Raw genomic sequence first — 26,698 nt, forward strand, 5'->3', positions numbered from 1 at the left:
TAATACCTCAGATTGTCATCCAATGATGACAGTGGATGGGATGGCCGGGATTGACCAGTTCCTGCGCCGGCACCTGCTCCCGGCATAAATCGGTGGCGTGCGGGCAGCGCGGGGCAAAAGTGCAGCCGGCCGGCAGCCGCGACAAATCGGGCGGCGCGCCGGCGATGCTCACCAGCCGCTGCCCTTTGCTCAGGCCCGCTTTGGGCCGGGTGCCGAGCAGCACGCGGGTATAGGGATGCCGGGGGTTATTCAATAACTCGGCCAGCGGGGCTTGCTCCACAATGCGCCCGCCGTACATCACCGCCACCCGATCGGCCACCTCCACCGCGGCGCCGATATCATGGGTGACGAAAATAATCGCCAGGCCCAGCGCCTGTTGCAGTTCGCGCAATAAAATCAGGATCTGGATCTGCACCGTGGCGTCCAGCGCCGTGGTCGGCTCGTCGGCCAGCAGCAACTGCGGCCGGCAGGACAACGCCAGGGCGATCATGGCGCGCTGGCGCATGCCCCCCGACATTTCATGGGGATAGGCGTCGAGGCGCTGCTCGGCGCTGGGAATATGCACGCTGCGCAACGCCTCCAGCGCCATAATCCGCGCGTCGGCGTGGGAGAGCGTCTGGTGCTGGCGCAGCGCTTCGATAATTTGCTGGCCGACGGTATAAACCGGGTCCATGGCCAGCAGGGGTTCCTGGAAAATCATGGCGGCCACCGGGCCGCGCAGCGCCCGCAGCTGGCGCTTGGAGAGCGCCATCACGTCCTGGCCGGCGATGTGGATTTGGCCCGCAATGGTGGTGGTCCGTTCGGCATGCAGACGCATCAGGGCGCGCAGGGTGACGCTTTTGCCGGACCCGGACTCGCCGATCAGCGCCAGCACTTCCCCCCGGGCCACTTCCAGGCTGACGCCGTTGACCGCCGAAACCGTCTGCCGGCCGTGGCGAAAACGCACGTTGAGATCTTTCACCGTAATCATGGGTGACATTAGCGGCTGCACGCTCATTCAAGCCTCCTGGCGGGCAACGCCCCGGGATGGGAAACGGCGGGACTGGCGGAATGTCCCGCGCCGGGTTCAATCATCAGACAGGCGGCCAGATGGCCCGGCGCGGCGGCGGCGAGCCGCGGCTTGCGCCGGGCGCACACGTCCTCGGCATAGGGGCAGCGGGTATGAAAGCGGCAGCCGGCGGGGGGCGCTATGGGACTGGGCGGATCGCCGGACAGCGGCGGGGTCAAAGTACGCCGGGACGGGTCCATGGACGGCATGGAGCTGAGCAGCGCCCGCGTATAAGGATGCCGGGCCTGGGAAAACAGCGCCTCCGCGGGCCCTACTTCCGCCACTTCGCCCAGGTACATCACCATGATGCGATCGGACAGATAGCGCACCACGTGCAAATCGTGGCTGATGAACACATAGGTCAACTGCAGGCTCTCTTTGAGATCCAGCAGCAGGTTAATCACCTGGGCCTCCACGGATTTATCCAGGGCCGACACCGCTTCGTCGAGGATCAGCAGGCGCGGGTCCACCGCCAGCGCCCGGGCAATATTCACCCGCTGGCGCTGGCCGCCGGATAATTCATGGGCATAGCGGCCGGCAAAACGCCCCGGCTCCAGCCCGACCCGGTCCAGCAGGTCCCGGGCCCGTTCCCGGGCCGCGCCCTGCCCCATGCCGTGCACCGCCGGACCGAAGGCCACCGACTGCTCCATGGTCAGGCGGGGATTCAGGGACGAATAACTGTCCTGAAATACCATCTGTACCTGCCGGCGATAGTCGCGCAGCGCTAACCGCTGGCTGCCCACCGCGATCCCGTCGAAAATCAGCTCGCCGCTGTCTTGCTCAATTAACTGCATCAATACCCGCGCGGTGGTGGATTTGCCGCAACCGGATTCGCCCACCACTCCCAGGGTCTCGCCCTTGAGCACCGTGAAATCGATACCGTCCACCGCCCTGACCACCGCGCGTTTGCCCAAGGCCCCCTTGACCGGAAAATATTTAACCAGACGCTGCCCCATCAGCAACGGCTGGGCCGGTCCGCCAATATCGCGATCGCTCATAATCAGCTCCTCACCGCCATGGCCGATCGCAGGCGATCGGCCAGGATATTAAAGGAAATCGAAGTGATAAAAATCATCGCGCCGGGCAGCGCGGACACCCAGGGCTGGGTATAGATGGCGGTGCGCAGGGTATTGAGCATCAATCCCCACTCCGGCTCGGGCGGCGTCACGCCCAGGCCGAGAAACGACAGTCCCGAGGCCAGGATCATAGAGACCGAAATCAGCCCGGTGGTAAAGACGAAAATCGGCCCCAGCACGTTGCCCAGGACCTGGGTGCGGATAATGGTCAGCGCGCCGGCGCCGGAGGCGCGCGCCGCTTCGATATAATCGCGGCTGCGCACCTGGGTGGTCACGCTTTCGGCAATTCTGGCCACCTGCGGCACAAACACCAGCGTTAGGGAAATCAGCGCATTGCCGACCCCGGCCCCCATGGCGCCGGACAGCGCAATAGCCAGCAGCACGGAAGGGAACGCATAAAAAATGTCCACGGTGCGCATAATCAGGCTATTAAGCCATCCGCCGGCATAGCCGGCCACCACGCCGATGGCGGAACCGATAAAAAAAGCGATCACCACCGGCGTGATGCCCATAAACAGCGACAGCCGGGTGCCCAGGATCAGCCGCGCCAGCATATCGCGCCCCAATTCGTCCGACCCCAGCGGCAAGCCCGGCGCGCCGATGGGTTTTAACCGTTTAAACATCGACGTGGCATAGGGGTCCAGATGCACCCATTGCACCAGCCAGGGGCCGGACAGCGCCATAACCAGCAGCACTAAAATCAGCGAGCCCACCGCCAGCGCCACCGGATCGCGCAGGGCGCGACCCAGCACCACCCGCCAGTAGCCGGGTGAACGTTCCGTGGGCTGCGGCCAGGATTTGGCCGGGCGAACCAGGTTCAGCATCATGGTCAGGTCCTCTTGATGCGGGGATCAAACAGGGTTTGCAGAATATCCACCAGCAGGTTGAGCAGCACGAAGAACAGCGCCAGTACCCAAATGGTGCCCTGGAGCAGCGGCAGGTCGCGCTGAAAAATGGCCGAATTGAGCAGCAGGCCGGTGCCCGGCCAGGCGAACACCGTTTCCACCAGAATGGAGCCGCCCATCAGATACCCGATTTGCAGGCCCATTACCGCCATGGCGGTGGGCGCCGCATTTTTGGCCACGTGGCGAAACAGCAAAAATTCGCCCATGCCCTTGGCGCGCAGGCCGACGATAAATTCCTGCGCCAGCGTTTCGGCCACCTGGGCACGCACGGTGCGGGCGATAATGCCGGTGGGGATCACCGACAGGGTGATGGCGGGCAACAGCATAAATTGCAGATGCGCCCAGTCCCAGGCCCAGTTTGCGGCGCCCATCGGCCCGCCGCCGGTGGCCGGCAGCCAGTTCAACTGCGAGGAAAAGATGATCACCAGCAGCATGCCGAGCCAATAGTGCGGCACGCTGACCCCGAACACCGAAAACGCCGACGCCAGCCGATCCAGCCAGCTGTCCTGAAAATAGCCGGCGACAAAACCGAACAGGCTGCCCAGGGCAAAGCCTATCAGCGACGCCAGCAGCGCCAGGCGCAGGGAGTAGCCCACCGCGTTCAGCACCTCGCTGCTCACCGGCCGGCCGCTGGCGATGGACATACCCAGATCGCCATGCAGCGCATGCCATAACCACAATCCGAACTGAACCGGCAGCGGCTTATCGAAGCCATACGCCTGGATCAGTTGCAGGCGCAGCGCCTGCGAGGCATCCGGCGGCATCACCGATACCAGCGGGTCCCCGGGCGTCATATGCACCAGCATAAAACACACCAGCGCCACCCCCAACAGGATCGGCGTCGCCAATAACAAACGACGCAGGATATAAGCCAGCATCATGTCCCTCCGCGGGTCAGGTAGGAAAAACGGCGCCGGCCCTCGGGCGATACGGCGCCGGAACGCGGCGAATCAGGGTTGCTTGGTTACCAGGGTCAAGTCGATAAGCCAGCTCTGCGCCTGCACTACCCCGCTCACCTTCGGCGATATCGCCCGGGGGGCCATATCATGGGCGACGTAGAGAAAAGGCACTTCGTCCACCACCGCTTGGTGCAGCTCGGCGGTGGCCGCGTCCAGGGCCTTGGGATCAAAGGCGTTGCGGGTTTTGGTAATCAGCGCCTCGATTTTCGGGTCGGTAAAATAGCCCCAGTTGGTGGACGTGGGCGGAAACGCCTTATTGCTGGCAAAGCGCATCAGGCCGAAATAAGGGTCCATAACGGCCGAACTGACATTAATGGCGTCGGCCCCCTGGGCCGCCGGATCTTTGGCCCCCAGGCGCCAGCTGCTAAACAGGGTATTCCATTCGTTAACCACGATATTGACATCGAAATAACAGCTTTTCAGGCTCTGCTGGATGTATTCATTCATCGGCAGCGGCTGCATTTGGCCGGAACCGGACGCGGACGTGAGCACCTTCACTTTTACCGGCTTGGCGGCGCTATATCCCGCTTCGGTCATCAGCTTGCGGGCGGCATCGGCGTCAAAACGGATTTTAAAGGTGGGGTTGCCGTACCACGGCGAGTCCTTTTCATAGGTGCCGGTGGCTTCTTGCATATAACCGCCCAGATACGATTTCAGCTCGCTGCGATCGAGGCATAAATTGGCCGCCTGGCGCACGCGCTTATCCTGCCAGGGCGAACCGGGCAGAAACGAGAACTGCCAGGGCCAGAGATGGGGCTCGGCGTTGGCGTAAATTTTAAAACCGCGGCTTTTGATTTGATCCATGGCGTCCGGCGCCGGCGCCTCAATCCAGTCCACCTGGCCGGAGAGCAGCGCGGCGGTGCGGGCATTGGCTTCAGGCAAAGGAATCAGCATGATGCTATCCACTTTGGGGATGCGCTGCGGATTCCAATACTGCGGATTTTTGTCCAGGGTCAACTGCTGGCGCGGCACCAGCTGGCGCATTTTAAACGGCCCGGTGCCCACCGCATGGGCGGCAAAGGCCGTCCAGGCCGTTTTGGCCCGCGCCGCGGCATCGCCGCCGGCCGGCGCCGCGTCGAAATCCTTCTGCCAGGCGGTGGGCGAGACGATAAACAGATTGGTCAGGTTATAAGGCAGTACGGCATCCGGTTCGGAGGTGGCCAGCTCCACGGTCAAATCATCGATTTTCTTCGCCGATACCAGCGTCGGCATGCGCGACGCCGTATTGCCGATTTGCGCCGGGGCATATTGCGGCGCGGCTTTATTCAGCACTTTATCCACGTTCCATACCACCGCGTCGGCGTTAAAAGGGGTGCCGTCATGAAAGGCCACCCCCGGACGCAGCTTAAAGGTCCATTTGGTATGATCCTGCGGATTAACCGCCCATTCGGTGGCCAAGCCGGGCACCAGTTCGCTGGGTTTTTGCCCCTGCGACAGATCCCACTCCACCAGCGAGTCGTATAGCGTAATGCCGGTAAAGCGGTTGCCTTCATAGCCTTGATCCGGTTGTCCCAGCGTCAGGGGAATATCGGCGGCGGTCATGGCAATGCGCAGCGTGGAATCGGCCCAGGCGCCAAACGGCAGCAGCGAGCCGGCGGCCAGCGTGCAGGCTAACGACCACCGGGTAAAGCGCAGGGAACGTAGAATGGAGTGATTTGGCATCTTGGCATTTTCCTTGCTGTACTGGTTGATAGAGGACGGCGTAGCAAACCCTCGATAAACCCATACAATGGCTATACCAACTTTTTTTTAAGCACGGCGGCTTTTGCAGCCAATAGGCGGCAACTTGTTGATTATCATTAGTTTTAACTATTAAAAAAATTTTAATTAATTTTAGCCAAACGTTTGGGTAACCCTCCCGCCCGCGGAATGAAACATTCTGGCGCGTTTTGCCCCAAAGCGGTGCGGCAAATTGCCCGATAAGGGATACCCCTCCCCGCCGGCACCGGAAACCGATCATTATTTTAAAGGCTATCCATGAGCACACGTCCCGCGACCTTACGCAGCATCGCCCAGCAGTTGGATATACATGTTTCGACGGTTTCCCGGGTGCTTAACGGCGATATCGCCCGGGCGGGGCGCGCCGCCTCGAAAGAAACCATCGACCGGATACGGGCGCTGGCGGCCAGTCTCGACTACCGGCCAAATACCCATGCCACCACCTTGAAAACCCAGCGCAGCCACGAGATAGCGGTACTGGTGCCGCGCTTGTCGGATATCGTGCTGGCGACCATTTATGAGGGTATCGATCGGGCGGCCAGCGACCTGGGTTATACCGCTTTTGTCGCCAATACCCTGGATCGGCCGGAACGCCAGCGCGCCCTGGCCGAACGTGCGCTGGCGCGCAATGTCGATGGGTTGATCATCAGCGATGCCCATTGCACCCCGGAGCCGGATTTTATCGACGTGCTGGCGCAGCGCGAGATCCCTTTTGTCCTGGTGAGCCGGCGCAAGGGCCATTTCTGCTCGGTCACTTCGGATGATATGCAGGGCGGGCGCCTGGCCGCCCGGCATCTCTACCAGCAGGGGCACCGGCGGGTGGCGATTATTGCCGGCCAGGCCTATACCGGCAATGCCCTTGAGCGTACCCGGGGCTTCTGCCAGTATTATCGGGAACAGGGAATCGACATCCCCGCGTCGCACATTATCCACGGCCCCTTTGATAGCGAAACGGGTTTCCTTATCGGCGGGCGGCTGTTGGCGCTCAATCCCCGGCCCACGGCTATTTTTGCCGTTAACGACTTTCTGGCCATCGGCCTGATGGGCGCCATGCGCGACCGCGGCCTGGCGGCCGGGCGGGATATGGCGGTAGTGGGCTATAACGACACGCCGCTGGCCGCGCATTTACAAACGCCGCTGACCAGTATCAGCACCTGTATGGAGCAGCAAGGCTACCGGGCGGTGGAAATGCTGCTGCGGCGCATCAATGGCGAAACCGTCGAGCCGTTCCGCTTCCCGCCGGTGCTCACGGTGCGGGCCAGCAGCCGGTGCGGGCCGCGTTAAGGGGGAAACCTGCTGGACCTGGGCAGCGCGCGTTGCGGCACGTGCCGGGCTATTCTACCGCGCGCCATTTAGGGAATAAGCCTGGCTTTATTTAACCGGCGGCCAACATTTATTTGAATGACTACTATCTTTATTGCTTAATATGATTAACCCCTTAATTTACTCCCCCTGCCGATAAATATCGGCCGTTATCCGCGCCGCAGTCGGAAATGATTATTATTCAGTATTAATCCTGATTATTTTCGCCCGGCTGAAATTTTACTTTTTTCTCATAATCTAAGCGCCCCGCGGCTCCGGCAGGGTCATAAGTTATTCTTATGCTTAGCCGTGATAAACATATGCTTTTTTATACGTGGTTAATTATCTTGGCCTATGTAATATTCCTTGCCATAAAGCCGACTTCAATGGATAACCTATTGAAGCAGCTCACTTATCCACCAATTATTTCAAGGAATAGCATATGGCTGTGTTCATTAATAAGCGCCCTTCTGTTTTATCGCTGCTGACGTTGTTGGCCATGGGCGGTATTTCTTCTTTCGCGGCCCATGCCGATCAATTGGCCGATATTAAACAGGCCGGCGTTATTCGCGTCGCTACTTTTGATTCCAACCCGCCGTTTGGTTCCGTGGACGCCAAAACCCATAATATCGTCGGTTATGACGTGGACTTTGCCAAGGCGCTGGCTTCGGCGCTGGGCGTAAAATTGGAACTGGTGCCCACCAACCCCGCCAACCGCATACCGTTATTGCAGTCGGGCAAAGCCGATATCATCGTGGCGGATATCACCATCACGCCGGAACGGGCCAAGGTCATCGATTTCTCCGTGCCCTATTTCGTGACCGGACAGCAATTCCTGGTGCCGGTAAAATCGCCGGACAAACTCAGTGAGTATGCCAAGGCCCGCATCGGCGCGGTCAAGGGCACCACCGGCGAACAGGAATTGCACAACCGCTTCCCTGATTCGCGCGTCTTGTCCTATGACGATATTCCGCTGGCCCTGTCGGCCCTGCGCAACGGCAACGTCCAGGCGATTACCCAGGACAGCACCATTCTGGCCGGTTTGCTCGACGGCGCGCCGGATAAAGCGAAATATAAAGTATTGCCGGAATTATTGAGCAAAGAAGAGATTGGCGTCGGGGTTAAAAAAGGCGAAACCGCCCTGCTGGCGTTCGTGAATAACGAATTGCTGCAACTGGAGAAAAACGGCCAGGCCACCTCCATCTATAATAACTGGTTCGGGCCGCAGACCAAGTCGCCTCAGCCGCGTTTGTTTAAAATAGAAGCAAAATAATCAGGCTGAATCAATGCACTTCCAGCACCACAATTCTGACGTATCCGCCACCCCGGTGGCGGATAATACCGCTATTTCTCCCGCCGTTGAATTTCGCCAGGTCGACAAATATTTCGGGCCGCATCATGTTATCCGCCAGGTGGATTTCAGCGTCGCACGCGGGGAAGTAGTGGCCATCTGCGGCCCGTCCGGGTCGGGAAAATCCACTCTGATACGCTTAATCAACCAGCTCGAAACCGTTAGCGGCGGCGAAATATTCATCGATGGCCGGCCCACCTCCGCCTTAAAAGGCAAAGCGCTGCGGGAATTACGCACCCATATCGGTTTTGTCTTCCAACAATTTAATCTCTATGCCCATCTCAGCGCGCTGGACAACGTCAGCCTGGCGTTGATCAAGGTGCATGGCTGGACGCAGGCCCAGGCCCGTGCCAAGGCGCAAACCCTGCTCGATCGGGTCGGCCTGGCGGATAAAGCGCCCTTTTTCCCGGCGCAGCTCTCCGGCGGGCAGCAGCAGCGCGTGGCCATCGCCCGCGCCCTGGTGACCGATCCCAGCCTGATCCTGTTCGACGAACCCACCTCGGCGCTGGACCCGGAAATGATCGGCGAAGTGCTGCAGGTCATGCAGGAACTGGCGCACAGCGGCATCACCATGATCGTGGTAACCCACGAGATGAGTTTTGCCCGCGAAATCGCCGATCGGGTGGTATTTATGGACGGCGGGGTCATTCTGGAACAGGCCGATCCGGAGACCTTTTTTACCGCCCCGGCGCATCCCCGCGCGCAGCGCTTTTTGCAAAAAGTCTTGAATCCGCTCCATGCGCGGGTGGAGGACGCCTGATGGCCTGGCATCTGGATTGGGCCGGGGTACTGACCGGTCAGCCGTGGCAATGGATTGTTTCCGGATTCATGGCAACCCTGTATGTCACCCTGATAGGCAGCCTGCTGGCTACCCTTATCACCGTGCTGATGCTCAGCCTGCGCCTGGCTCCGGGCCGGTTGGGCCGCGGCCTGGCGGCGGCGTATGTTTCGGTGTTTCGCAATACGCCGCTGCTGGTGCAACTGCTGTTTTGGTATTTCGCCGCCTGGGGCATGCTGCCGCAAAGCCTGCGGTTTTATATCGGCGATATGCATCCCTGGGCCAACCTGCCGGGGAACGTCGCCTGGCTGACGCCGGAGTTTCTTTGCGCCTGCTGGGGCCTGGCGCTGTTCAGCGCGGCGTTTTTAATCGAAGAGATCCAGGCCGGGCTGAATTCGGTGCCCGCGGGCCAAACGGAAGCCGCGCTTTCCCAGGGGTTCAGCCAGTGGCATATCCTGCGCAATGTGCTGCTGCCGCAGGGATTGATTAACGCCTGGCAGCCCTTGGTCGGGCAATATCTCAACCTGATGAAACTCTCCTCCCTGGCCAGCGGGATCAGTTTTGCCGAACTCACCTATCAGGTGGGCCGCGTGGAGAGCTATAACGCCCACGCGCTGGAAGGCTTCGCCGTCGGCACCGGGTTATATCTGTTATTGGGAGTGCTGATGGGTGGGCTGATGCTGCTGCTTGGACCCAAACGCCGCGACCGGCGCCAGCCCCTGCTGGCGGTTCTGGACGCCGATGGGCTGATGGAACCGCCGTCGGACGCCGCCCTTAAGGGGACACGCCATGACGTTTAATTTTGATGTGATCCTCAATAACCTGACCTACCTGTTATGGGGACGGATGGCCGACGGCCAGCCGGGCGGCGTGCTGCTGACGCTGATCATGGCGATCTCCAGCGGCGTGCTGGCCTGGGGGGTGGGCGTCCTGCTGGCCTGCCTGGCCTGGCGCTATAAAGGCTGGGTGCGCTGGACGCTGTTTATCTGGGCGGAGTTTATTCGCGGCATTCCGCTGATTTTCGTGATTTTCTGGATGTTTTTCCTGCTGCCGATCGTGTTTGGCGGTTCGATACCCGGTCCGCTGACGGTGATCCTGGCGCTGGCCTGGTTTACCTCGGCGGCGGTAATGCATACCACCCTGGCCGGGCTTAACGCCCTGCCCGCCGGGCAAATCGAAGCCGGCATCGCGTCCGGTCTGGGTGAATGGCAGATCCTGCGCGCCATCCTGCTGCCCCAGGCCATACCCAACTTATTGCCGTCCTATATCGGCCTGATGGTGGCGCTGATTAAAGACACCTCCCTGGCCTTTATCGTCAACGTGCCCGAGTTGACCACCGTGGCCGGCCAGGTGAATAATCGCGAGCAGATTTATCCCACCGAGATCTTTGTCTTTATCGGCGTGATTTATTATTTGCTCTGTTACGGCCTGTCGGCCCTGGCTACCCGCCTTGGGGCGGCCAAACCCGCGTGAACCCTGGGCGGCCGCCCGCCGGCCGCCCTATTTATCCCCCGCCTTGCCGCCCGCTTGACTCGCCCGCCGCGCCTCGGCGCGCACCCGGTGCAGCACATGCTGCTTGATATCGCTATAGCCCGCCGCCTGCGCCAGGGTCTCGATATCCCGCTCTGGCCCGAAAGGCAGCACCACCTCATCCACGATAGTGCCCGGCCGCGCCGACATGACCAGAATACGATCGGCCAGGAACAGCGCCTCTTCCACATCGTGGGTCACAAACAAAATCGTGGTGCCCGTTTGCCGCCAGGCGGCCCGCAGCAATTCCTGCATCATCATGCGGGTTTGCGCGTCCAGCGCGCCAAACGGCTCGTCCATCAGCAGCACATCGGGGTCCGGCAGCCAGGCCCGCGCCAGCGCCACCCGCTGCTTCATCCCGCCGGACAGTTGCCAGGGGGCGTGGTGCTCGAAGCCTTCCAGCCCTACCCGCCGCAACCAGGCATTGGCTTCGCTATTCGCCGCGGCCCGTTTTTTGCCGGCCATGCGCGGGCCAAAAGTGACATTATCCAATACCGATAGCCAGGGAAATAAATTGGGCTGCTGAAACACCATGCCGCGGCTCGGATGAGGGCCGCTGACCGGTTGCCCCGCGCACAGGATGCGCCCTTGCCGGGCGCCGGTAAAACCGGCGATCGCGTTGAGAATGGTGGATTTCCCGCAGCCGGAGGGCCCCAGCAGCACCACGAATTCCCCCTGGGTCAACGATAGCGACACATCCTCCAGCACCGTCAGCCGCTGATGCTTGCCCGGAAAATCCAAAGTGACGTGTTCAAGCCGGATATGATCGGTCATGCGTCCTTCCCCGCCCAGGGCACCAGCCATTTCTGCAATCCCACCAGCAGCAAATCCAGCGCGTAGCCGATGGCCCCCAGCAGCAGAATGCCGATCATCACAATATCGGTGCGCAAGTAGGCGCTGGCGTTAATTACCATCCAGCCCAGGCCCGAGGTCGCCGCCACCAGTTCGGCGGCAATCAGCGACGTCCAGCCCACGCCGATGGACAAACGCACGCTGGTAAACAGCTCCGGCAGCGTATCCGGCAAGACCACCCGCCAGAAAATCTGCCGGCGGGAAGCGCCCAGGGTTTGCGCCACGCGGATACGCGAACGGCCGATGCGCTCCACCGCCGCGGTCGCCCCCACCACCACGCTCAAAAACGTGGCGATAAAAATCAAAAAGAATTTCGACGATTCGCCAATCCCCAGCCAGACCACCGCCAGCGGAATGAGCGCGATTTTGGGCAGCGGACGTAAAAATTGCACAAAGGGATTGAGGGCGGCGGCCACCGGCTGCGACAACCCCATCACCAGGCCCAGCGGAATGCCCAGGGCGATGGCCACGGTAAACGCGCTTAACGCCCGCGCCAGGCTGATGGCGATATGCTCCCACAGCGGTACCTGGCGATAGCCGTCGTGCAATAATTCCACCGTGGTCTCGCCGATATCGGTTAACGGCGGCAATAATAGCGGGTCGACCCAGTGACGTTCTCCGGCCACCTGCCAGAGTAAGAAAAACAGCGTCACCGATGCGACGCTGATGGCTACATGATGAACAGCTTTCATAAAGGCGATTATTTTCCCGCGGCCTGGCGGATGTAGCTGGAATCAATGGCATCTTTCCAGGTGGCCGGAATATCCCGCTGACGCACTTCGCCGATACTTTGCAGGAAATGGGCGGTTTTATTCACCGCCTGGCCGATGCCGCTATGATCGGTATCGGTGCCGTCGCCCAACCAGGCGGCGGTGCCCTGCTCGGCCAGGGAAGGATATTCCAGCCCGGCCAGGGTATTGGTGGCGGTGGTCACCGGCGCGCCGACCTCTTTGGCGACAATGGCGGCGGCGGCCTCGGGGTTGCGGCGGAATTCATCTACTTTTTGCTGATGGACCCGCAGGAATTGCGTCACTACCTCGGGGTAGCGTTTGGCAAACGCTTTACGCACCACATAGTTGTTATAAATCAGGTAACCATCGGCCTGCAAATCCTTGGTGGCGAAGACCTGATGGCCCCCCGAGGCTTCCAGCTCCTGGGCGAAGGGCGCCCAGACATAACCGGCATCGATATCGCCGCGTTTCCAGGCGGCGACCATTTCCGCCGGGCGCAGCGGGATAAGGGTAATTTTGCTGCGATCGAGTTTATGCACGGCAATCGCCGCTTCCAGCGCGTATTGAGCGGTGGAGTTAGGCGGATAACCTACCCGTTTGCCTTCGATGCCTTTAAGGTCGTCGATACCCTGTTTGCCGATTAAACGCTCATAGGTGGCGATCACTCCGGAGACCCCGATAATCTCCACCGGCAGTTTGCGCACGATGCCGGCGGTGGCCGGGCTGGAACCAAAGTTGGCGATATCTATGGCGTCGCTGGCGAAATAATTCAGCGCATCGGCGCCGGAGGCGAATTGCACCCATTTGACCTTGGCGCCCAACGCTTTTTCCAGCGAACCGTCCACTTTGGACAACAATAAAACCTGCGAGCCGCCGCTATAGGCGACCCGCACTTCATCGGGCACCGCTGCCGCCTGGGCGGCGGATAGCGTCATCATTAAACCTGCGGCGCCGAGCATGGCTGTCATTATTTTAAGCATAAATTACCCTTAAGGAAGAGAGATATTGAAATTACCATTTAGGTATTATTAAGCAGCACAGTATAAAGGCCGACGGTCAAGATCGCTTAGTTAATAACTGAATATTCAAAGTGAATAAGTGGCAATGCGCGTTTCTTGACGATAATATTTTTCTTTCTGGTTACAATTCCATCATTTAATGTATTAGACTCGATTAAAATAGACCCATGACTGGTTTAAAAACGTTCAATATGGCAACCTGTATTTAATAATTTATTGAAATTTATGCTTTTATTTTTTTAATCTTGGTTATAGCAAAATAACTTAACCATCTAACCAGCCGCTAAAATAATATATGCCGGCGGCTGTTATTTGCGGTTATAGTCATGCGAAAAATCACTATGGTTATGTGCTATTTTCATTTTAAGTTCAAATCTTTTTTGGTGTATGGTGGCGACCACGCGTATGGCTATAGCGATCTCATTATGAGGGTAAAATGACGACAAATAATACAATAAAGCTGATTGATGAGTCCATCGATCGGCAACAGGATAACTATCTCGCCATCAGTAAAGATATCCATGCTCATCCGGAAACCGGTAATAATGAATATTATGCCAACGCCCGGCTGACCGAGCTGCTGGCGCGGGCGGGATTTGACGTCACATCCAACGTGGCCGGCCATGAAACCGCTTTTTACGCCAGCAAAGACAGCGGCAAACCCGGCCCGACCATTGCCTATCTGGCGGAATACGACGCCTTGATCGAAATAGGCCATGCCTGCGGCCACAATATTATCGGCGTGACCAGCGTCGCCGCCGCCATAGCCCTGGCGGAAACCCTGCCGGCCACCGGCGGTAAAGTGGTGGTATTGGGCACCCCGGCGGAAGAAGGCGGCCTCAAAGGCCCCGGCGGGTTAAACGGCAATGTCAAAGCCCGGTTCGTACAGCACGGTTTTTTGCAGGGTGTGGATGCGGCCCTGATGATTCATCCCGCGGGCAAGACCCGGCTGTCCGGCCCCTCGCTGGCCAATAACCATCTTTATTTTAATTTTTACGGCAAACCTTCCCATGCAGGCAGTTCCCCCCATAAAGGCGTTAACGCGCTGGATGCGGTAGTGCTGCTGTATAACGGCATCAGCGTGCTGCGCCAGCAATTGCCCGACGGCATTCGGGTGCACGGCATTATTACCAACGGCGGCCAGGCGCCGAATGTGATTCCCGAGTTCGCCTCGGCGCACTATTACATCCGCGCCGATACCCGCGAAGAGGTGATTGCGCTGGAGCCGCGCATCCGGGCCATCGCCGAGGGCGCGGCCCTGGCCACCGGCACCCGGGTCGAGATCGAACATCAGGTCGGTCCGCGGGATTTTCGCATTAATCACGCCCTCAACGAGGTATTGCTCGACGAGCTGACCGCCCATGGCGAACAGGTGGACCTGACGCCGAAAACGGGCAAAGGCTCCACCGATGCCGGGGATATCAGCCACGCCGTCCCCACCGCCCATCCCTATATTAAAATCGGCCCGGATGACCTGATCGGCCATACGGTGGAGTTTCGCGAGGCGGCCAATTCAGAGGCCGGCTACCTGGCGCTGCTCACCGGCGCCCGGGTGCTGGCGAAAACCGGTTATCGCTTATTAACGGACGCGGAATTATTACGCCGGGTGCGCGATGAATTCACATCAACGACCCAGGGAGGAGCGCAGTGATGAAAACCAAACGCGTTAACGCCGCCGCGCTATTGCTGTGCGCCGCCCTGCCCTGGTACGCCGCCGCGACCCGGGCCGCCGAACCGGGCAACGATACGTTAAATATCGCTTATGGCAACCGGCCGGGCACCCTGGACCCGTATCTCACCACCAATAACGCCACCTCGGATGTGGATCGCCATATTTTCGAAGAGCTATTTACCATCAACGATAAATTCGAGCCGGTGCCCGAATTGGTGGACCACTATGAGATCAGCGCCGATCGCCTGGTCTATACCTTTACCCTGCGCGATCATATTGCATTTCAAAACGGCCAGCCGCTTACCGCGGACGACGTGGTGGCGTCAATGAATCGCTGGCTGGCGTTGTCCACCCAGGGCAAAGCCAATTTACCCGGCGCGCGGTTTACCAAAACCGGCCCGCTCAGCGTACAGCTAACGCTGAAAACGCCTTCGCTGATCGCGCTCAATATCCTGGCGGACCTTAAAAACATCGCCGCCATTATGCCCAAGACCATTATCGATCGGGCCAACGAGTCCAAAGGCCCGGTCACCGAGCTGATCGGCACCGGCCCCTATAAACTGGCCGAGTTCAAGCAAGGGGAGTATCTGCATCTGACCCGCTACGACGGTTATACGTCCCGCACGGAACCGGCCAGCGGCCTGTCGGGACAAAAACACGCCTGGGTGAAAGATATTTTTTTCCGCTACGTTACCGATGAATCCACGCGTTTGGCGGGCGCGCTGACCGGCGAGTACGATTTAGTCTTTAATCTGCCCAAAGATAATATCGACACCCTTAAGCAATCGGCCGGCGTGCATTTATATGCGCCGGAATCAGGCGGCTCCCTGATTACCTATCTGTTTAATAAAAAAACCGGCCCCTTCGCCGATGCCAAGCTGCGCGAAGCCTTTAACACCGCCCTGGACGTCAACAGCGTATTGCTGGCCGGCTACAGCGATGCGCGCTTTTTTACCGCGGACTCCTCGCTGGGATTCCCACAGCAGGCGGATTGGTATAGCGAGGCCGGCAAACCTTTCTATAACCAGCATAAGCTCGACGCGGCCAAAAAGCTGGTACAGGCGTCCGGCTATAAAGGCGAGGAAGTGGTGATTATCGCCACCAAGGAGTACGCCGAACTTTATAACCTGGCCATCGTCGCCCAGCAGGTACTCAAACAAATCGGCGTGAAATCCCGGCTGGATGTGTATGACTGGCCGACGGTGCTGCAACGGCGCCAGGACCCGAAGAATTTTGATCTTTGCGCCCTGGAATTCTCCATGCGCCAGGTGCTGCACCAATACCCCTTCCTGGACTCGCGGGCCAATTTCCCCGGCTGGTCGAACAGCCCCGAGATCGACGGCGTATTGGATCAAATCAAGCTGGCGCCGTCGCTCAAAGAGGCCAGGCCGCTGGTGGATAAATTGCAAACCCTGACCTGGCGGTATTTGCCGGTGATTGTGCTGGGCCACACCACCCCCGAACCTATCGCCATCAAGGACGGCGTCAGCGGTTATGCGGATTTAATCGGGCCCATTTTGTGGAATGTGCAAATAGCCCATTGATAACCTCCGGGGCGAGGGTAACCCGGGCCCGGCCCGGAAGGATTAACCGATGTTATGGTACGCATTGCACCGTTTACTGGCGCTGATCCCGGTCTTGCTGGTGGTGGCGGTAGTGGTATTTTGCCTGGTACACCTGGCGCCGGGCGATCCGGTGCTGGTGGTGCTGGGCAATGACGCCCGGCCGGAAGATATACTGGCGATGCGCGAGCGGCTCGGCCTGAATCAAAGCCTGCCGGTCCAGTTCTGGCAATGGTTTTACCATATTCTGCGCGGCGATTTGGGCCGCTCCCTGTTTATGGGGGAGAGCGTGGTCTCGCTGTTCGTACAGCATCTTAAACCCACCCTGGCCCTGGCGCTGCTGGCGCAGGCCATCGCCATGACGCTCGGTATCGCCGGGGGCATCGCGGCGGCCTACCGCCGCGGCCGCCTGACCGATCGCCTGATTATGGCGTTATCCACCCTCGGGTTATCGATTCCGGGTTTTTTGCTGGGGCTGTTTTTGATCTTCTTTTTTGCCGTTCATCTGCGCTGGTTCCCGGTTATCGGTTATAAATCCGGCAACCTGGACCTGTGGCAAAATCTGTATTATTTGTTCCTGCCGGCGATGGCGCTGGCTATCCGTATCGCCGCACTGCTGGCGCGGATGACCCGGGCGGTGATGCTCGATGTACTTAACGAAAATTATATTAAAACCGCCCGCGCCAAGGGGGTGCCCGAACGGCTGGTGCTCCTGCGCCACGCGTTTAAAAACGCCTGGGTCCCGGTGTTGAATATTTGCGGCGAATCTTTTGGTTCCCTCGTGACCGGGGCGATCGTCATAGAAAGCGTGTTCGGCATTCCCGGCGTCGGTTTATTGATCGTCGATTCCATCGAGCGGCGCGATTTTACCGTGATCCAGGGGTCGGTGCTGTTGATCACCACCAGCTATGTGTTGATTAACCTGGCGGTGGACCTGCTGTTCGGGTTTATCGATCCGCGGATCAATGTCAAACCAGCATAAAGGAGCCGCGACGTGTCGAAGTTATACGGCAATACACTAATGCTGACCGGGGGGATCATGCTGCTGGGAATGGTGGTCTTCTCCGTGGCCATCGGTTATTTCAGCCCTTACGATCTCTATGCCCTCGACCCGCTGAGCCGGCTGAAAGGTCCATCGGCCCTGCACTGGCTCGGCACCGATAATTTTGGCCGCGACCTATTGGTGCGCGTGGCGTTCGCCATTCGTATTTCGCTGCTGGTAGGGGCGGCGGTTGGCGTCGCCGCCGGCGCGATCGGCATGGCCGTCGGCCTGCTGTCGGCCTGGTACCGGCCGGTGGATCTGATCGCCATGCGTATCTGCGACGGCCTGTTCGCATTCCCTTCCCTGCTGCTGGCGATTTCAATCGTGGGCATTTTGGGACCGAACACCCTTAACGTGGTGCTGGCGTTATCGCTGGTCTATATTCCGTCCATCGCGCGGGTGGTGCGCTCCGCGGCGCTGGTCATCAGGGAAAAAAATTATATCGAGGGGCTGAGGGCGCAGGGCGCGGGCAATGCGCGCATTATTTGGCTGCATATCATGCCCAACGTAATGTCGCCGTTTATCGTGCAGATCACCTTTATTTTCTCCGTGGCCATTCTCACCGAGGCGGCGCTGAGTTTTCTGGGTTCCGGCGTGCCGGCGCCGATGCCCAGCCTGGGCAATCTGTTATTGGAAGGCAAAAAAGTGATCTTCACGTCCTGGTGGATGACCTTTTTCCCCGGGCTGTCGATCATCTTCCTGATCTTTGCCCTGAACATGCTCGGCGACGGCCTGCGCGATCTGCTGGACCCCAATGTCCGTCCCCTGTCCCGGCGGATTATAAAGCAGCTCAAAGCCCGGTTTTAAGCTTTATAGGATAATGTCATGACCCAGTTTCCAGTTCAGGCCGCCCCACCCCCGCCGCTATTGACCGTGGAGAACCTCTCGGTAAAATTCGCCACCGAACAGGGCATTGTCCGGCCGGTGCGCGGCGTATCCTTCGTGGTCAATGCCAACGAGACCCTGGGCATCATCGGCGAGTCGGGCTGCGGCAAAAGCGTGACCGCCGAGTCGATCATGGGATTATTGGACCCGCGTATTGCCAACGTGCAGGGCGGTGTGATATTTAGTCAGCAGGACCTGCTGGGGTTAACGGCCAGCGCGCGCCGCGCGATCCGGGGCAATCGCTTGTCGATGATCTTCCAGGACCCGCTGTCGAGTTTAAATCCGCTGTTTACCATCGGCAGGCAGATCGAGGAAAGCCTGCGCTTGCATCTCGGCCTGGCTAAAGCGGCGCGGCGCGCGCGGGTAATAACGCTGCTGGAACAGGTGGGCATCGCCGATCCGCCGCGCTGCGCCGCGGCCTATCCCCATGAAATTTCCGGCGGCATGCGCCAGCGGGTGATGATTGCCATGGCCATCGCCTGCCACCCGGCGCTGCTGATCGCCGATGAGCCGACCACCGCCCTGGATGTGACCATCCAGGCGCAGATCCTGGCGTTGCTGGAATCGTTGAAAGCAGCCAACGGCATGGGCATTATCCTGATCACCCACGACTTATCCGTCGTCGCCCAAATGTGCCAGCGGGTGATAGTCATGTACCTGGGGGAAGTGGTTGAGGAAGCCGATGTGATGACCCTGTTCGACCGGCCCCGGCATCCTTATACTTTGGGATTGCTGGCGTCGACCCCTACGCTGGACCGGGAGCGTAAATCCACGCTGCCGGAAATCAAAGGCAGCGTCCCGTCATTAACCCGGAGTCCGCAGGGCTGCGGTTTTGCGCCGCGCTGTCCGTTTGCCGGCGAGATTTGCCGCCGGCATCCGCCGCTGGCCCCCGTCGCCGGATCGGACGGTTCCCCGAACGCCGGCGGGGCGCATCATGTGCGCTGCTGGAAAGCGGACGAAATACCCGGCGGGGCGTGGCGATGACATCGGCGCAAAATAATCCGCCGCCGCTGCTCAGCGTGCATAATCTCACTAAAAGGTTTAAGGCCAGGCAGGGGTTTCGCAGCCGGTGGATCACCGCGGTGGAAAATGTCAGTTTTCATATCTGCCCCCGGGAAACCTACGCCCTGGTCGGCGAATCCGGCAGCGGCAAAAGCACCACCGGCAGAGCGCTGTTAAGGCTTACCGAGGCGACGTCTGGGCAGGCCCATTTCGCCGGCCAGGATATATTCAGCCTGCCGGCCAAGGCCTTGCGCGAACTGCGCAAAGATATCCAGATGATATTCCAGGACCCGCTTTCTTCCCTGGACCCGAAGCGCAGTATCGGCTACAGCGTCGCGGAGCCGCTGATTATTCACGGTCTGGACGACCCCGCAGGGCGGCGGGCCAAGGTGGCGGGCTTATTGGCGCGGCTGGGCTTTAGTCCGGGGGATGCCGACCGTTATCCCCATGAGTTCTCGGGCGGCCAGCGCCAGCGCATCGGCATCGCCAAGGCGCTGATCCTCGACCCGCGGCTTATCGTCTGCGACGAGCCGGTATCGGCGCTGGATGTGTCCATCCAATCGCAAATCCTCAATTTATTGCTGGAGTTGCAGCGCGAGCGCGGGTTTTCCTATTTATTTATCGCGCACGATCTCGGCGTGGTGCGCCATATCGCCGATCGCATCGGCGTGATGTACCGGGGGCGCATCGTGGAGGAAGCGCCCACGCAAACGCTGTTTTCATCCGCCCGTCATCCCTATACCCGGTTTTTGCTGGCTTCCATACTCCCGGCCCATCCCCGGCAGAAAAAAAATCTCGTCCTTCCCGTGCGATCCGGCCCCGACGCCGGTTCGGTCCCGGGAGCCGGATGCGTGTACAGCAGCAAATGCCCTTTTGCCATTTCACTGTGCTTTGAGCATGCCCCGGTCGACCGAATCATCGGCGACCAGCACCGGATTGCCTGCCATGTTTGCGATTAAACGCCGTTCCACCCCCCACAGCCTCCCTGAACGTAAAGTTCTGGGCGCCACCAGCCTGGCGCATTTATATCATGATGGCGTCACCGACATGCATTACCTGCTGTTTACCCTTTGGCAGCAGCAGTTCGGCCTGACGATGACGCAGATCGGCTTACTCAAAGCGCTGTTCTCCGGCTCGCTGGCGATTTGGCAGATTCCGGCGGGTGAGCTGGGCAAACGCTTTGGCGAACGCAAGCTGCTGATTGCCGGCACCCTGCTGCTTTCGTCCGCCCTGTTCCTATATGGGTTTTCCAGCGGCATCATGCAGCTCATGGCGCTGATTATCGTGGGCGGAATGGGGGCCAGCGTACAGCATCCGCTGGCGTCCAGCTATATTTCCCATACTTTTACCACCCGGCAAACCCGGATGGCCCTGAGCACCTATAATTTTTTTGGCGATGTTGGTAAAAGCCTGATTCCCACGGCGATTTCCGGCCTGCTATTGATTCTCGCGTGGGGGACGTCGGTGCAGGTCATCGCGCTGGCGGGTTTTTTGGTGGCCGCCGGTTTGCGCTGGCTGCTGCCGAAGCAGCCGATGGAGCGGACGGCCATCTCCCGCGCTTCCCCGGCCGAACCCCACGCGCCCCCGGGCGAGAGCTTTCGCGCCGCGCCGGCGCTGGCCGAAGGCAAACGTAAACTCGCCTTCTCTTCATTGTGCCTGATCGGCAGCCTGGATAACGCTACGCGTTCGGGCACCCTGACTTTTCTGCCTTTTTTACTGGCGGCCAAGGGGGCGACGGCGGCGAATGTCGGCATGGCGTTAACCACCATTTTTATCGGCGGCGCCTGCGGTAAACTGGTTTGCGGCGCGCTGGCGCCGCGGCTCGGGATATTGCGCACCGTGGCCATCAGCGAATTGATCACCGCCGGAATTATTATCGCGCTGTTATTCACCCCGTTATCGGTGAGTTTTTTGCTGTTTATCCCCTTGGGCATCGTTTTGAACGGCACGTCGTCCATTCTCTACGGCACCGTGGCGGAGCTGGCCAAACCGGGCCAGCAAACGCGCGCCTTCGCCATCTTCTATACCCTGTCGCTGGGCTGCGGGGCGGTAATGCCTATCTTCTATGGCGCCTTGAGCGATCATATCGGCATCATGCCGGCGCTGCTGTTCGTGGCGCTACTGCTGATGTGCGTTTTGCCGCTGCTGCTGCCGCTGCGGGTAATCAGCCGCTAAATAGCCTATGATTATCGGTTTTTATTACGCTATTGATCCATTATTGACCCCATGACCACGGGACGCGCCGCCAGGAAACTGCCGATCGGCGGGCTGCGTCCTTGAAGAGAGGTAGCATGACGGCGGCAGTACTTATTTTTATCCTGACGATGGTATTGGTCATCTGGCAGCCCAGGGGGCTGGGGATTGGCTGGAGCGCCGCGCTCGGAGCCGCGCTCGCCCTGCTGTCCGGGGTAGTGCATCCGGCGGACATTCCCGTGGTCTGGCAAATCGTCTGGAATGCCACCGCCACCTTTATCGCCATCATTATCATCAGCCTGCTGCTCGATGAATCCGGTTTTTTTGCGTGGGCCGCGCTGCACGTGGCCCGCTGGGGAAACGGCCGGGGGCGGCGGTTGTTCAGCTATATCATCTTGCTGGGCGCCATTGTGGCGGCGCTATTCGCCAATGACGGCGCCGCGCTTATCCTGACCCCTATCGTCATGTCCATGCTGCTGGCCCTCGGGTTCAGCCGCGGCGCCACCCTGGCCTTTGTCATGGCGGCGGGCTTTATCGCCGATACCGCCAGCCTGCCGCTGGTGGTATCCAATCTGGTGAATATCGTCTCCGCCGACTACTTCAAGCTGGGGTTCAACGCCTATGCGTCGGTGATGGTGCCGGTGAACATCGCCGCGGTAGCCGCCACCCTATTGACCCTGCACCTGTATTTACGCCGGCAAATACCGGTGATGTATGACCTGGCGCGCCTGCCGCAGCCGAAAGACGCCATTCGCGATCCGGCGACCTTTAAAACCGGGTGGGGGGTGTTATTGCTGTTACTGGCCGGTTTTTTCGGCCTGGAACCGCTGGGCGTGCCGGTCAGCCTGATTTCGGCCATCGGGGCGGCGATCTTGTTTGCCGTGGCCAAAAAAGGCCATGCCATCAACACCGGCAAGGTCTTGCGCGGGGCGCCGTGGCAAATCGTGATCTTTTCGCTGGGCATGTATCTGGTGGTATATGGCCTGCGCAACGCCGGACTGACCCATTTATTGTCCGCGCTGCTAAACCGGGTCGCCACGCACGGCCTATGGGCGGCCACCCTGGGCACGGGCTTTCTCACGGCGTTTTTATCATCGGTGATGAATAACTTGCCCAGCGTATTGGTGGGGGCGTTATCGATTGAAGGCAGTACGGCTACGGGAGTGATTAAAGAGGCGATGATTTATGCCAATGTCATCGGCTGCGATCTGGGTCCCAAGATCACGCCCATCGGCAGCCTGGCGACGCTGCTGTGGCTGCATGTGCTGGCGCAAAAGGATTTGACCATCACCTGGGGATATTATTTTCGCGTCGGGATTATCCTGACCCTGCCGGTCCTGTTAATCACGCTGGCGGCATTGGCCCTGCGGCTGTCAGTCCCGATATAGGCGGAGGGATAGCGGGTATGCCGCTATCTCCGGCCAAAAAAACCGGCGGTCAGTTTTTCATTACCGCATATTTTCCCGGACCGACCAGCATGATGATCAGGCCGCCGAAAAAATAAAGCGCTTCGGTTTCCAGCGCCCAGGCACCCACTTCCGTGAGTGTATAAAAATGTCCCATGCCGACCAGTAAAGTGGCTACCAGCAAATTAAAGGCAAAAATAAATCCCGCCAGGCGGGTTAGAAATCCCACAATAATCATAATCGGTGCGATAATTTCACCGATAAAAGCGCCATAGGCAATAAAACCCGGCAAGCCATGGCTTTGTAATAAGTCGGCAATCCAGCCCACTCCATGTTGGGTTTTTGCGTAGCCATGGAATAACATTAATATACCAAAAGTCAGGCGTAACAGCAGCTTACCCGCATCTGGCCCGTCCACGAATCGCGCAAATCCATTGTTAATTGCAGTAAGCATTAAGAACCTTCGTTCATATTAATTAGTGTGTAGCGCTAATCTACCCGACATTTTCTCCGGCATCTAATCAAATAAACTGAAAGATATAGTCAAAAAAGTACCTTGGCGAAAATAATAGGCAGCCAGGTTTTATTATTGCCGCAATTACGGCGGGCGGTTCGCCGGAGGGATTATTCTCAGCCGATCCCGGCCTGGTGCAGATCGTGCAAATTAAGCGCTCCCACCAGCCGGCCCGCCGTATCCACCACGGGCGCGGCGGTAATATGCTGCTGGTGCAAGGCCTCCAGCGCGGCGCCGGCGCGCCACTGCGCCGGCAACAGATAGCCGGGCCGGGTCATGGCGTCCAGGATAGGTTCGCCCAGCCCGCGGCCTTTTACCAGCCAGCGGCGCAGGTCGCCGTCGGTAAATACCCCCGCCACCCGATCGTCGCCGTCGCAGACCGCGACCAGGCCTAAACCGGTGCGGCTGAGTTCCAGCATGGCCGCCATTACGCTATCCTCCTGGCCGATCCTTGGCAGTTGTTGCGCGGTGCGCATCAGATGATGAACCCGGTTTAATAAGCGGGCGCCCAGGCTGCCGCCCGGATGAGAGCGGGCAAATTGCTCGGCGTCGAACCCCCGGTAGCGCATCAGCGCCATGGCCAGGGCGTCGCCCATCATCAGGGTATTTACCGCGCTGGCGGTCGGCGCCAGCCCCATCGGGCACGCTTCGCGCCCGACCCCGACGTCAAGGACGCATTCGGCGGCGCGCGCCAGCGGCGAATCGGCATCGCCGGTAAGGGCGATAACCGGTATGCAGCTCTCCGCCAACAGCGGCAAAATCAGGCGTAATTCCTGGGCGCGGCCGGAATAGGAGATAAACATCACCACATCCTGCCGGTCTATCATGCCCAAGTCCCCATGCAGCGCCTCGGCGGGATGTACAAAAAACGCCGGGGTGCCGGTGCTGGCGAGGGACGCCGCGATTTTTTTGCCGATATGCCCCGATTTTCCCATGCCGGAAACCACCACTTTTCCCCGGCAGTCGAGCAGCAGGCGGCAGGCGCGCGCTACGCTGCCGTCCAGGCGATCGCGCATGCGCTGCGCTTCGGCGATTTCGATATCCAGCGTTTCCAGGGCATAACCGAGCAGGTCTTCACTCATCTCGTTCTCCAACCAGGATGACATTGATGCCCATGGCCGTTAACGCATCGAGATACACGGGATTGATATCCCGATCGGTAATCAAGATGTGTACCGCGCCCAGGTCGCAGACCACATTGGGACTTTTACGGCCGAATTTCGACGAGTCCACCAGCAGAATCAGCTGCTGGGCCGCCCGGCACATCGCCTGGCTCACGGTATGGACCTCATTGAAGGTCGTGACGCCGGCATTGAGATCGACCCCGTCCGCGCCGATAAATAACTTATCAAAACTGAAATGGGAAAATGCCGCCTCGGCCAGGCTGCCATGAAAGGAGGCGGAATTTTTACGATAGGTGCCGCCCGGCATTAAAATGGTTTGATCGTTATCCAGTTCCACCAGCTCATTGACAATCGTCAGGCTGTTGGTCATGACGGTAATATTATTGAACTGCGCCAGGTAGGGCACCATTTGCAGCACGGTGCTGCCGGCATCGAAGATCAGCGAGTCGCCGTCATTGATCAGGCCTGCGGCCCGGTGGGCAATCTGCTTTTTCTTGGCGGTATTGATGTGGGTTTTGCGGTCGATGGGCTGGTCGCCCTCTTCCCGGCTGAGCACCACTCCGCCATAGGTGCGGATCACCGCGCCTTCGTCTTCCAGCAAGGTTAAATCCTTGCGTATCGTGGTACCGGTGGTGGCAAACCGGCTGGCAAGTTCATCCACGGATGTTTTGCCGTGGGTTTGCAAATGTTCAAGAATAGCCGCGTGGCGCTGCTTTGGTTTCATAACGATTTCCGAGCCGACGAGTGAGATAATACCCTGTTGGTTATTATACGCTCATTATGATTTCAAATAAAAGGAGTTATCTTTTAAAATGAAAATATCATAATTTCGGTTTAATCGCTAATTCCAGCGCGGTTTGACAGGCCGCATCGTTCGGAAACAGCAGGGCCGGGATTAATTGCGCTTTTGGCAGGCCGATAAGCGCCGTCAGCCGCCGCGGCCGGGCAAACACCGTGACGCCGCGCAGGACAAAACCATCGCATACCCGCTGCTCGCTATCAAAGGCCACCGCCAGCACCACGCGCGCCTTGAACCGCCCGGCGGAACGCCCTACCCCCACCGCCCCCTGGCGGCATAACGCATCAAATGCATGGTTAAAACGCCTGATTTGCCAGCCGCCCAAGATAATCTGCCCCAGCCAGGCCATTACCGCAATCGACACCAACAGTGATGCTGCGCTCATGGGTTGTTCTCCGTTTGTGGCGTGATGCCCTGCCGGCTCGCGCCAGGCAAGGCTCGTCGGGTTAAAACATCACCTGTCCGCCGGTAATATTAATGGATTGCCCGGTGCAGTACGAAGCGCGATCGCTGGCATAAAACAGCAGCGTATCGAGAACATCCTGATAATCGCAGCCGCGTTTGAGCGGAACTTTATCAATATAATATTGCTCGACTTCTTCCGGGCGCAGGCCCAGCTTTTGCGCGTACTGCGGCAACAGCGACTGAAACATCGGCGACTTCAGCAGATTGCCGAGCATCAGCGAATGCACGGTGATACCGTACTCGGCCAAATCCAACGCCAGCGACTGGGTCAGGCCGACCCCGCCGAACTTGGCGGCGCTATAACCGGAATTATGCTTACTGCCCACTTTGCCGGATTTGGAGTTGATCTGGATAATCCGCCCGGCGATGCCGTCGCGAATCATTAATTTGGTATATTCCCGGGCGCAAAGAAAATAGCCCACCAGATTAACCTGCAGCGACAAATCAAAATCGGCCAATTTAAACTGGGTGATAGGCGCCGCCCTGGCCATTCCGGCGCTATAAACCAGCAGGTTTACCTGGCCGAAATACTGGTCTACGCGCTGCGCCGACTGAATCACGCTTGATTCATCGGTGGCGTCCACCTCTATCGCATAAGCCGTTTGCTCACCGACACGGTTATTAATAGCGGACGCCACTTCACCGGCATGCTGCGCATTTAAATCGGCCACCGCCACCCGGTATCCGGCTTGCGCCAGACCTTCGCATAAAAATGCGCCCAGGGTTTGACCACCACCAATGACTACCGCAACCTGCTTCATAGA

At 59.1% G+C, this 26,698-nt stretch carries 26 protein-coding genes; 13 read left to right on the top strand and 13 right to left on the bottom strand.

Going from position 1 to position 26,698, the window contains the following annotated elements:
• Positions 1-7: 7 nt before the first annotated feature.
• From ACL2XP_RS17220 to ACL2XP_RS17240, 5 genes are all read right to left on the bottom strand, one after another.
• Positions 8-997, bottom strand: coding sequence for an ABC transporter ATP-binding protein (locus ACL2XP_RS17220; protein ID WP_413734134.1), 990 nt, complete (start codon positions 995-997; stop codon positions 8-10).
• On the bottom strand, positions 994-2,046 hold the full coding sequence (locus ACL2XP_RS17225) for an ABC transporter ATP-binding protein (RefSeq protein WP_413734136.1): 1,053 nt from the start codon (positions 2,044-2,046) through the stop codon (positions 994-996). The genes ACL2XP_RS17220 and ACL2XP_RS17225 overlap by 4 nt, the downstream gene beginning before the upstream one ends.
• Positions 2,047-2,048: 2 nt before the next feature.
• Positions 2,049-2,951 (bottom strand): ABC transporter permease, encoded by a 903-nt coding sequence (locus ACL2XP_RS17230; RefSeq protein ID WP_413734138.1) that lies wholly within the window; start codon positions 2,949-2,951, stop codon positions 2,049-2,051.
• A gap of 2 nt (positions 2,952-2,953) precedes the next feature.
• The gene (locus tag ACL2XP_RS17235; RefSeq protein ID WP_413739204.1) at positions 2,954-3,907 is read right to left on the bottom strand and encodes an ABC transporter permease; all 954 of its coding nucleotides are present in this window, start codon (positions 3,905-3,907) and stop codon (positions 2,954-2,956) included.
• 72 nt (positions 3,908-3,979) lie between these two features.
• Positions 3,980-5,530 carry an ABC transporter substrate-binding protein gene (locus ACL2XP_RS17240; RefSeq protein WP_413739205.1) on the bottom strand — a complete coding sequence of 517 codons (1,551 nt, stop codon included), beginning with the start codon at positions 5,528-5,530 and terminating at the stop codon, positions 3,980-3,982.
• Positions 5,531-5,965: 435 nt separating this feature from the next.
• Here ACL2XP_RS17240 and ACL2XP_RS17245 point away from each other — a divergent pair, with 435 nt between their 5' ends.
• The 5 genes from ACL2XP_RS17245 (at position 5,966) to ACL2XP_RS17265 (ending at position 10,611) form a co-directional block, all read left to right on the top strand.
• Complete coding sequence (locus ACL2XP_RS17245) at positions 5,966-6,991, top strand: LacI family DNA-binding transcriptional regulator (protein WP_413734140.1); 1,026 nt, start codon at positions 5,966-5,968, stop codon at positions 6,989-6,991.
• 517 nt (positions 6,992-7,508) lie between these two features.
• Positions 7,509-8,282, top strand: coding sequence for an ABC transporter substrate-binding protein (locus ACL2XP_RS17250; RefSeq protein ID WP_413739207.1), 774 nt, complete (start codon positions 7,509-7,511; stop codon positions 8,280-8,282).
• Positions 8,283-8,295: 13 nt separating this feature from the next.
• Positions 8,296-9,120 carry an amino acid ABC transporter ATP-binding protein gene (locus ACL2XP_RS17255; RefSeq protein WP_413734141.1) on the top strand — a complete coding sequence of 275 codons (825 nt, stop codon included), beginning with the start codon at positions 8,296-8,298 and terminating at the stop codon, positions 9,118-9,120.
• The gene (locus ACL2XP_RS17260) at positions 9,120-9,938 is read left to right on the top strand and encodes an amino acid ABC transporter permease (protein ID WP_413734142.1); all 819 of its coding nucleotides are present in this window, start codon (positions 9,120-9,122) and stop codon (positions 9,936-9,938) included. The genes ACL2XP_RS17255 and ACL2XP_RS17260 overlap by 1 nt, the downstream gene beginning before the upstream one ends.
• Positions 9,928-10,611 (top strand): amino acid ABC transporter permease, encoded by a 684-nt coding sequence (locus tag ACL2XP_RS17265; RefSeq protein ID WP_413734143.1) that lies wholly within the window; start codon positions 9,928-9,930, stop codon positions 10,609-10,611. The genes ACL2XP_RS17260 and ACL2XP_RS17265 overlap by 11 nt, the downstream gene beginning before the upstream one ends.
• A gap of 27 nt (positions 10,612-10,638) precedes the next feature.
• Here ACL2XP_RS17265 and ACL2XP_RS17270 read toward each other — a convergent pair whose 3' ends face one another.
• The 3 genes from ACL2XP_RS17270 to ACL2XP_RS17280 are packed head-to-tail and all read right to left on the bottom strand — an operon-like array spanning position 10,639 to position 13,231.
• Positions 10,639-11,472, bottom strand: a complete 834-nt coding sequence (locus ACL2XP_RS17270; protein WP_413734145.1) for an ABC transporter ATP-binding protein — start codon at positions 11,470-11,472, stop codon at positions 10,639-10,641.
• Positions 11,439-12,212 carry an ABC transporter permease gene (locus ACL2XP_RS17275; protein ID WP_413734147.1) on the bottom strand — a complete coding sequence of 258 codons (774 nt, stop codon included), beginning with the start codon at positions 12,210-12,212 and terminating at the stop codon, positions 11,439-11,441. Before ACL2XP_RS17275 ends, ACL2XP_RS17270 begins: the two co-directional genes overlap by 34 nt.
• An 8-nt stretch (positions 12,213-12,220) precedes the next feature.
• Positions 12,221-13,231, bottom strand: coding sequence for a glycine betaine ABC transporter substrate-binding protein (locus tag ACL2XP_RS17280; protein WP_413734148.1), 1,011 nt, complete (start codon positions 13,229-13,231; stop codon positions 12,221-12,223).
• A 475-nt stretch (positions 13,232-13,706) separates the two neighbouring features.
• Here ACL2XP_RS17280 and ACL2XP_RS17285 point away from each other — a divergent pair, with 475 nt between their 5' ends.
• The 8 genes from ACL2XP_RS17285 to ACL2XP_RS17320 all read left to right on the top strand — a co-directional run bounded on the left by ACL2XP_RS17285 (position 13,707) and on the right by ACL2XP_RS17320 (position 23,014).
• A complete protein-coding gene (locus ACL2XP_RS17285) occupies positions 13,707-14,921 on the top strand; it encodes a M20 family metallopeptidase (RefSeq protein WP_413734149.1) in 1,215 nt (404 codons plus the stop codon).
• Positions 14,921-16,486: an ABC transporter substrate-binding protein gene (locus ACL2XP_RS17290; protein ID WP_413734150.1), complete on the top strand. Its 1,566-nt coding sequence runs from the start codon at positions 14,921-14,923 to the stop codon at positions 16,484-16,486. The genes ACL2XP_RS17285 and ACL2XP_RS17290 overlap by 1 nt, the downstream gene beginning before the upstream one ends.
• A 49-nt stretch (positions 16,487-16,535) precedes the next feature.
• Positions 16,536-17,486: an ABC transporter permease gene (locus ACL2XP_RS17295; RefSeq protein WP_413734152.1), complete on the top strand. Its 951-nt coding sequence runs from the start codon at positions 16,536-16,538 to the stop codon at positions 17,484-17,486.
• A gap of 12 nt (positions 17,487-17,498) precedes the next feature.
• Positions 17,499-18,353, top strand: coding sequence for an ABC transporter permease (locus ACL2XP_RS17300; RefSeq protein ID WP_413734154.1), 855 nt, complete (start codon positions 17,499-17,501; stop codon positions 18,351-18,353).
• An 18-nt stretch (positions 18,354-18,371) separates the two neighbouring features.
• Entirely contained in the window at positions 18,372-19,415 is a 1,044-nt protein-coding gene (locus tag ACL2XP_RS17305) for an ABC transporter ATP-binding protein (RefSeq protein ID WP_413734157.1), read from the top strand.
• Positions 19,412-20,392, top strand: coding sequence for an ABC transporter ATP-binding protein (locus ACL2XP_RS17310; RefSeq protein ID WP_413734159.1), 981 nt, complete (start codon positions 19,412-19,414; stop codon positions 20,390-20,392). Before ACL2XP_RS17305 ends, ACL2XP_RS17310 begins: the two co-directional genes overlap by 4 nt.
• On the top strand, positions 20,379-21,608 hold the full coding sequence (locus tag ACL2XP_RS17315) for an MFS transporter (RefSeq protein WP_413734161.1): 1,230 nt from the start codon (positions 20,379-20,381) through the stop codon (positions 21,606-21,608). The genes ACL2XP_RS17310 and ACL2XP_RS17315 overlap by 14 nt, the downstream gene beginning before the upstream one ends.
• A gap of 116 nt (positions 21,609-21,724) precedes the next feature.
• Positions 21,725-23,014 carry an arsenic transporter gene (locus ACL2XP_RS17320; protein ID WP_413734163.1) on the top strand — a complete coding sequence of 430 codons (1,290 nt, stop codon included), beginning with the start codon at positions 21,725-21,727 and terminating at the stop codon, positions 23,012-23,014.
• Between the two features lie 49 nt (positions 23,015-23,063).
• On the opposite strand, the gene ACL2XP_RS17325 is transcribed toward ACL2XP_RS17320, so the two are convergent.
• The 5 genes from ACL2XP_RS17325 to srlD form a co-directional block, all read right to left on the bottom strand.
• Positions 23,064-23,486: a DoxX family protein gene (locus ACL2XP_RS17325; protein WP_413734165.1), complete on the bottom strand. Its 423-nt coding sequence runs from the start codon at positions 23,484-23,486 to the stop codon at positions 23,064-23,066.
• Positions 23,487-23,662: 176 nt separating this feature from the next.
• The gene (gutQ, locus tag ACL2XP_RS17330) at positions 23,663-24,628 is read right to left on the bottom strand and encodes an arabinose-5-phosphate isomerase GutQ (protein WP_413734167.1); all 966 of its coding nucleotides are present in this window, start codon (positions 24,626-24,628) and stop codon (positions 23,663-23,665) included.
• Complete coding sequence (gene srlR / locus ACL2XP_RS17335; protein ID WP_413734169.1) at positions 24,621-25,394, bottom strand: glucitol operon DNA-binding transcriptional repressor SrlR; 774 nt, start codon at positions 25,392-25,394, stop codon at positions 24,621-24,623. The genes gutQ and srlR overlap by 8 nt, the downstream gene beginning before the upstream one ends.
• 97 nt (positions 25,395-25,491) lie before the next feature.
• A complete protein-coding gene (gutM, locus tag ACL2XP_RS17340; RefSeq protein ID WP_413734171.1) occupies positions 25,492-25,854 on the bottom strand; it encodes a transcriptional regulator GutM in 363 nt (120 codons plus the stop codon).
• Positions 25,855-25,915: 61 nt separating this feature from the next.
• Complete coding sequence (gene srlD, locus ACL2XP_RS17345) at positions 25,916-26,695, bottom strand: sorbitol-6-phosphate dehydrogenase (RefSeq protein WP_413734173.1); 780 nt, start codon at positions 26,693-26,695, stop codon at positions 25,916-25,918.
• Positions 26,696-26,698 lie beyond the last annotated feature (3 nt).

The sequence above is a fragment of the Sodalis sp. RH21 genome (assembly GCF_047324175.1).
Classification (GTDB): domain Bacteria; phylum Pseudomonadota; class Gammaproteobacteria; order Enterobacterales; family Enterobacteriaceae; genus Acerihabitans.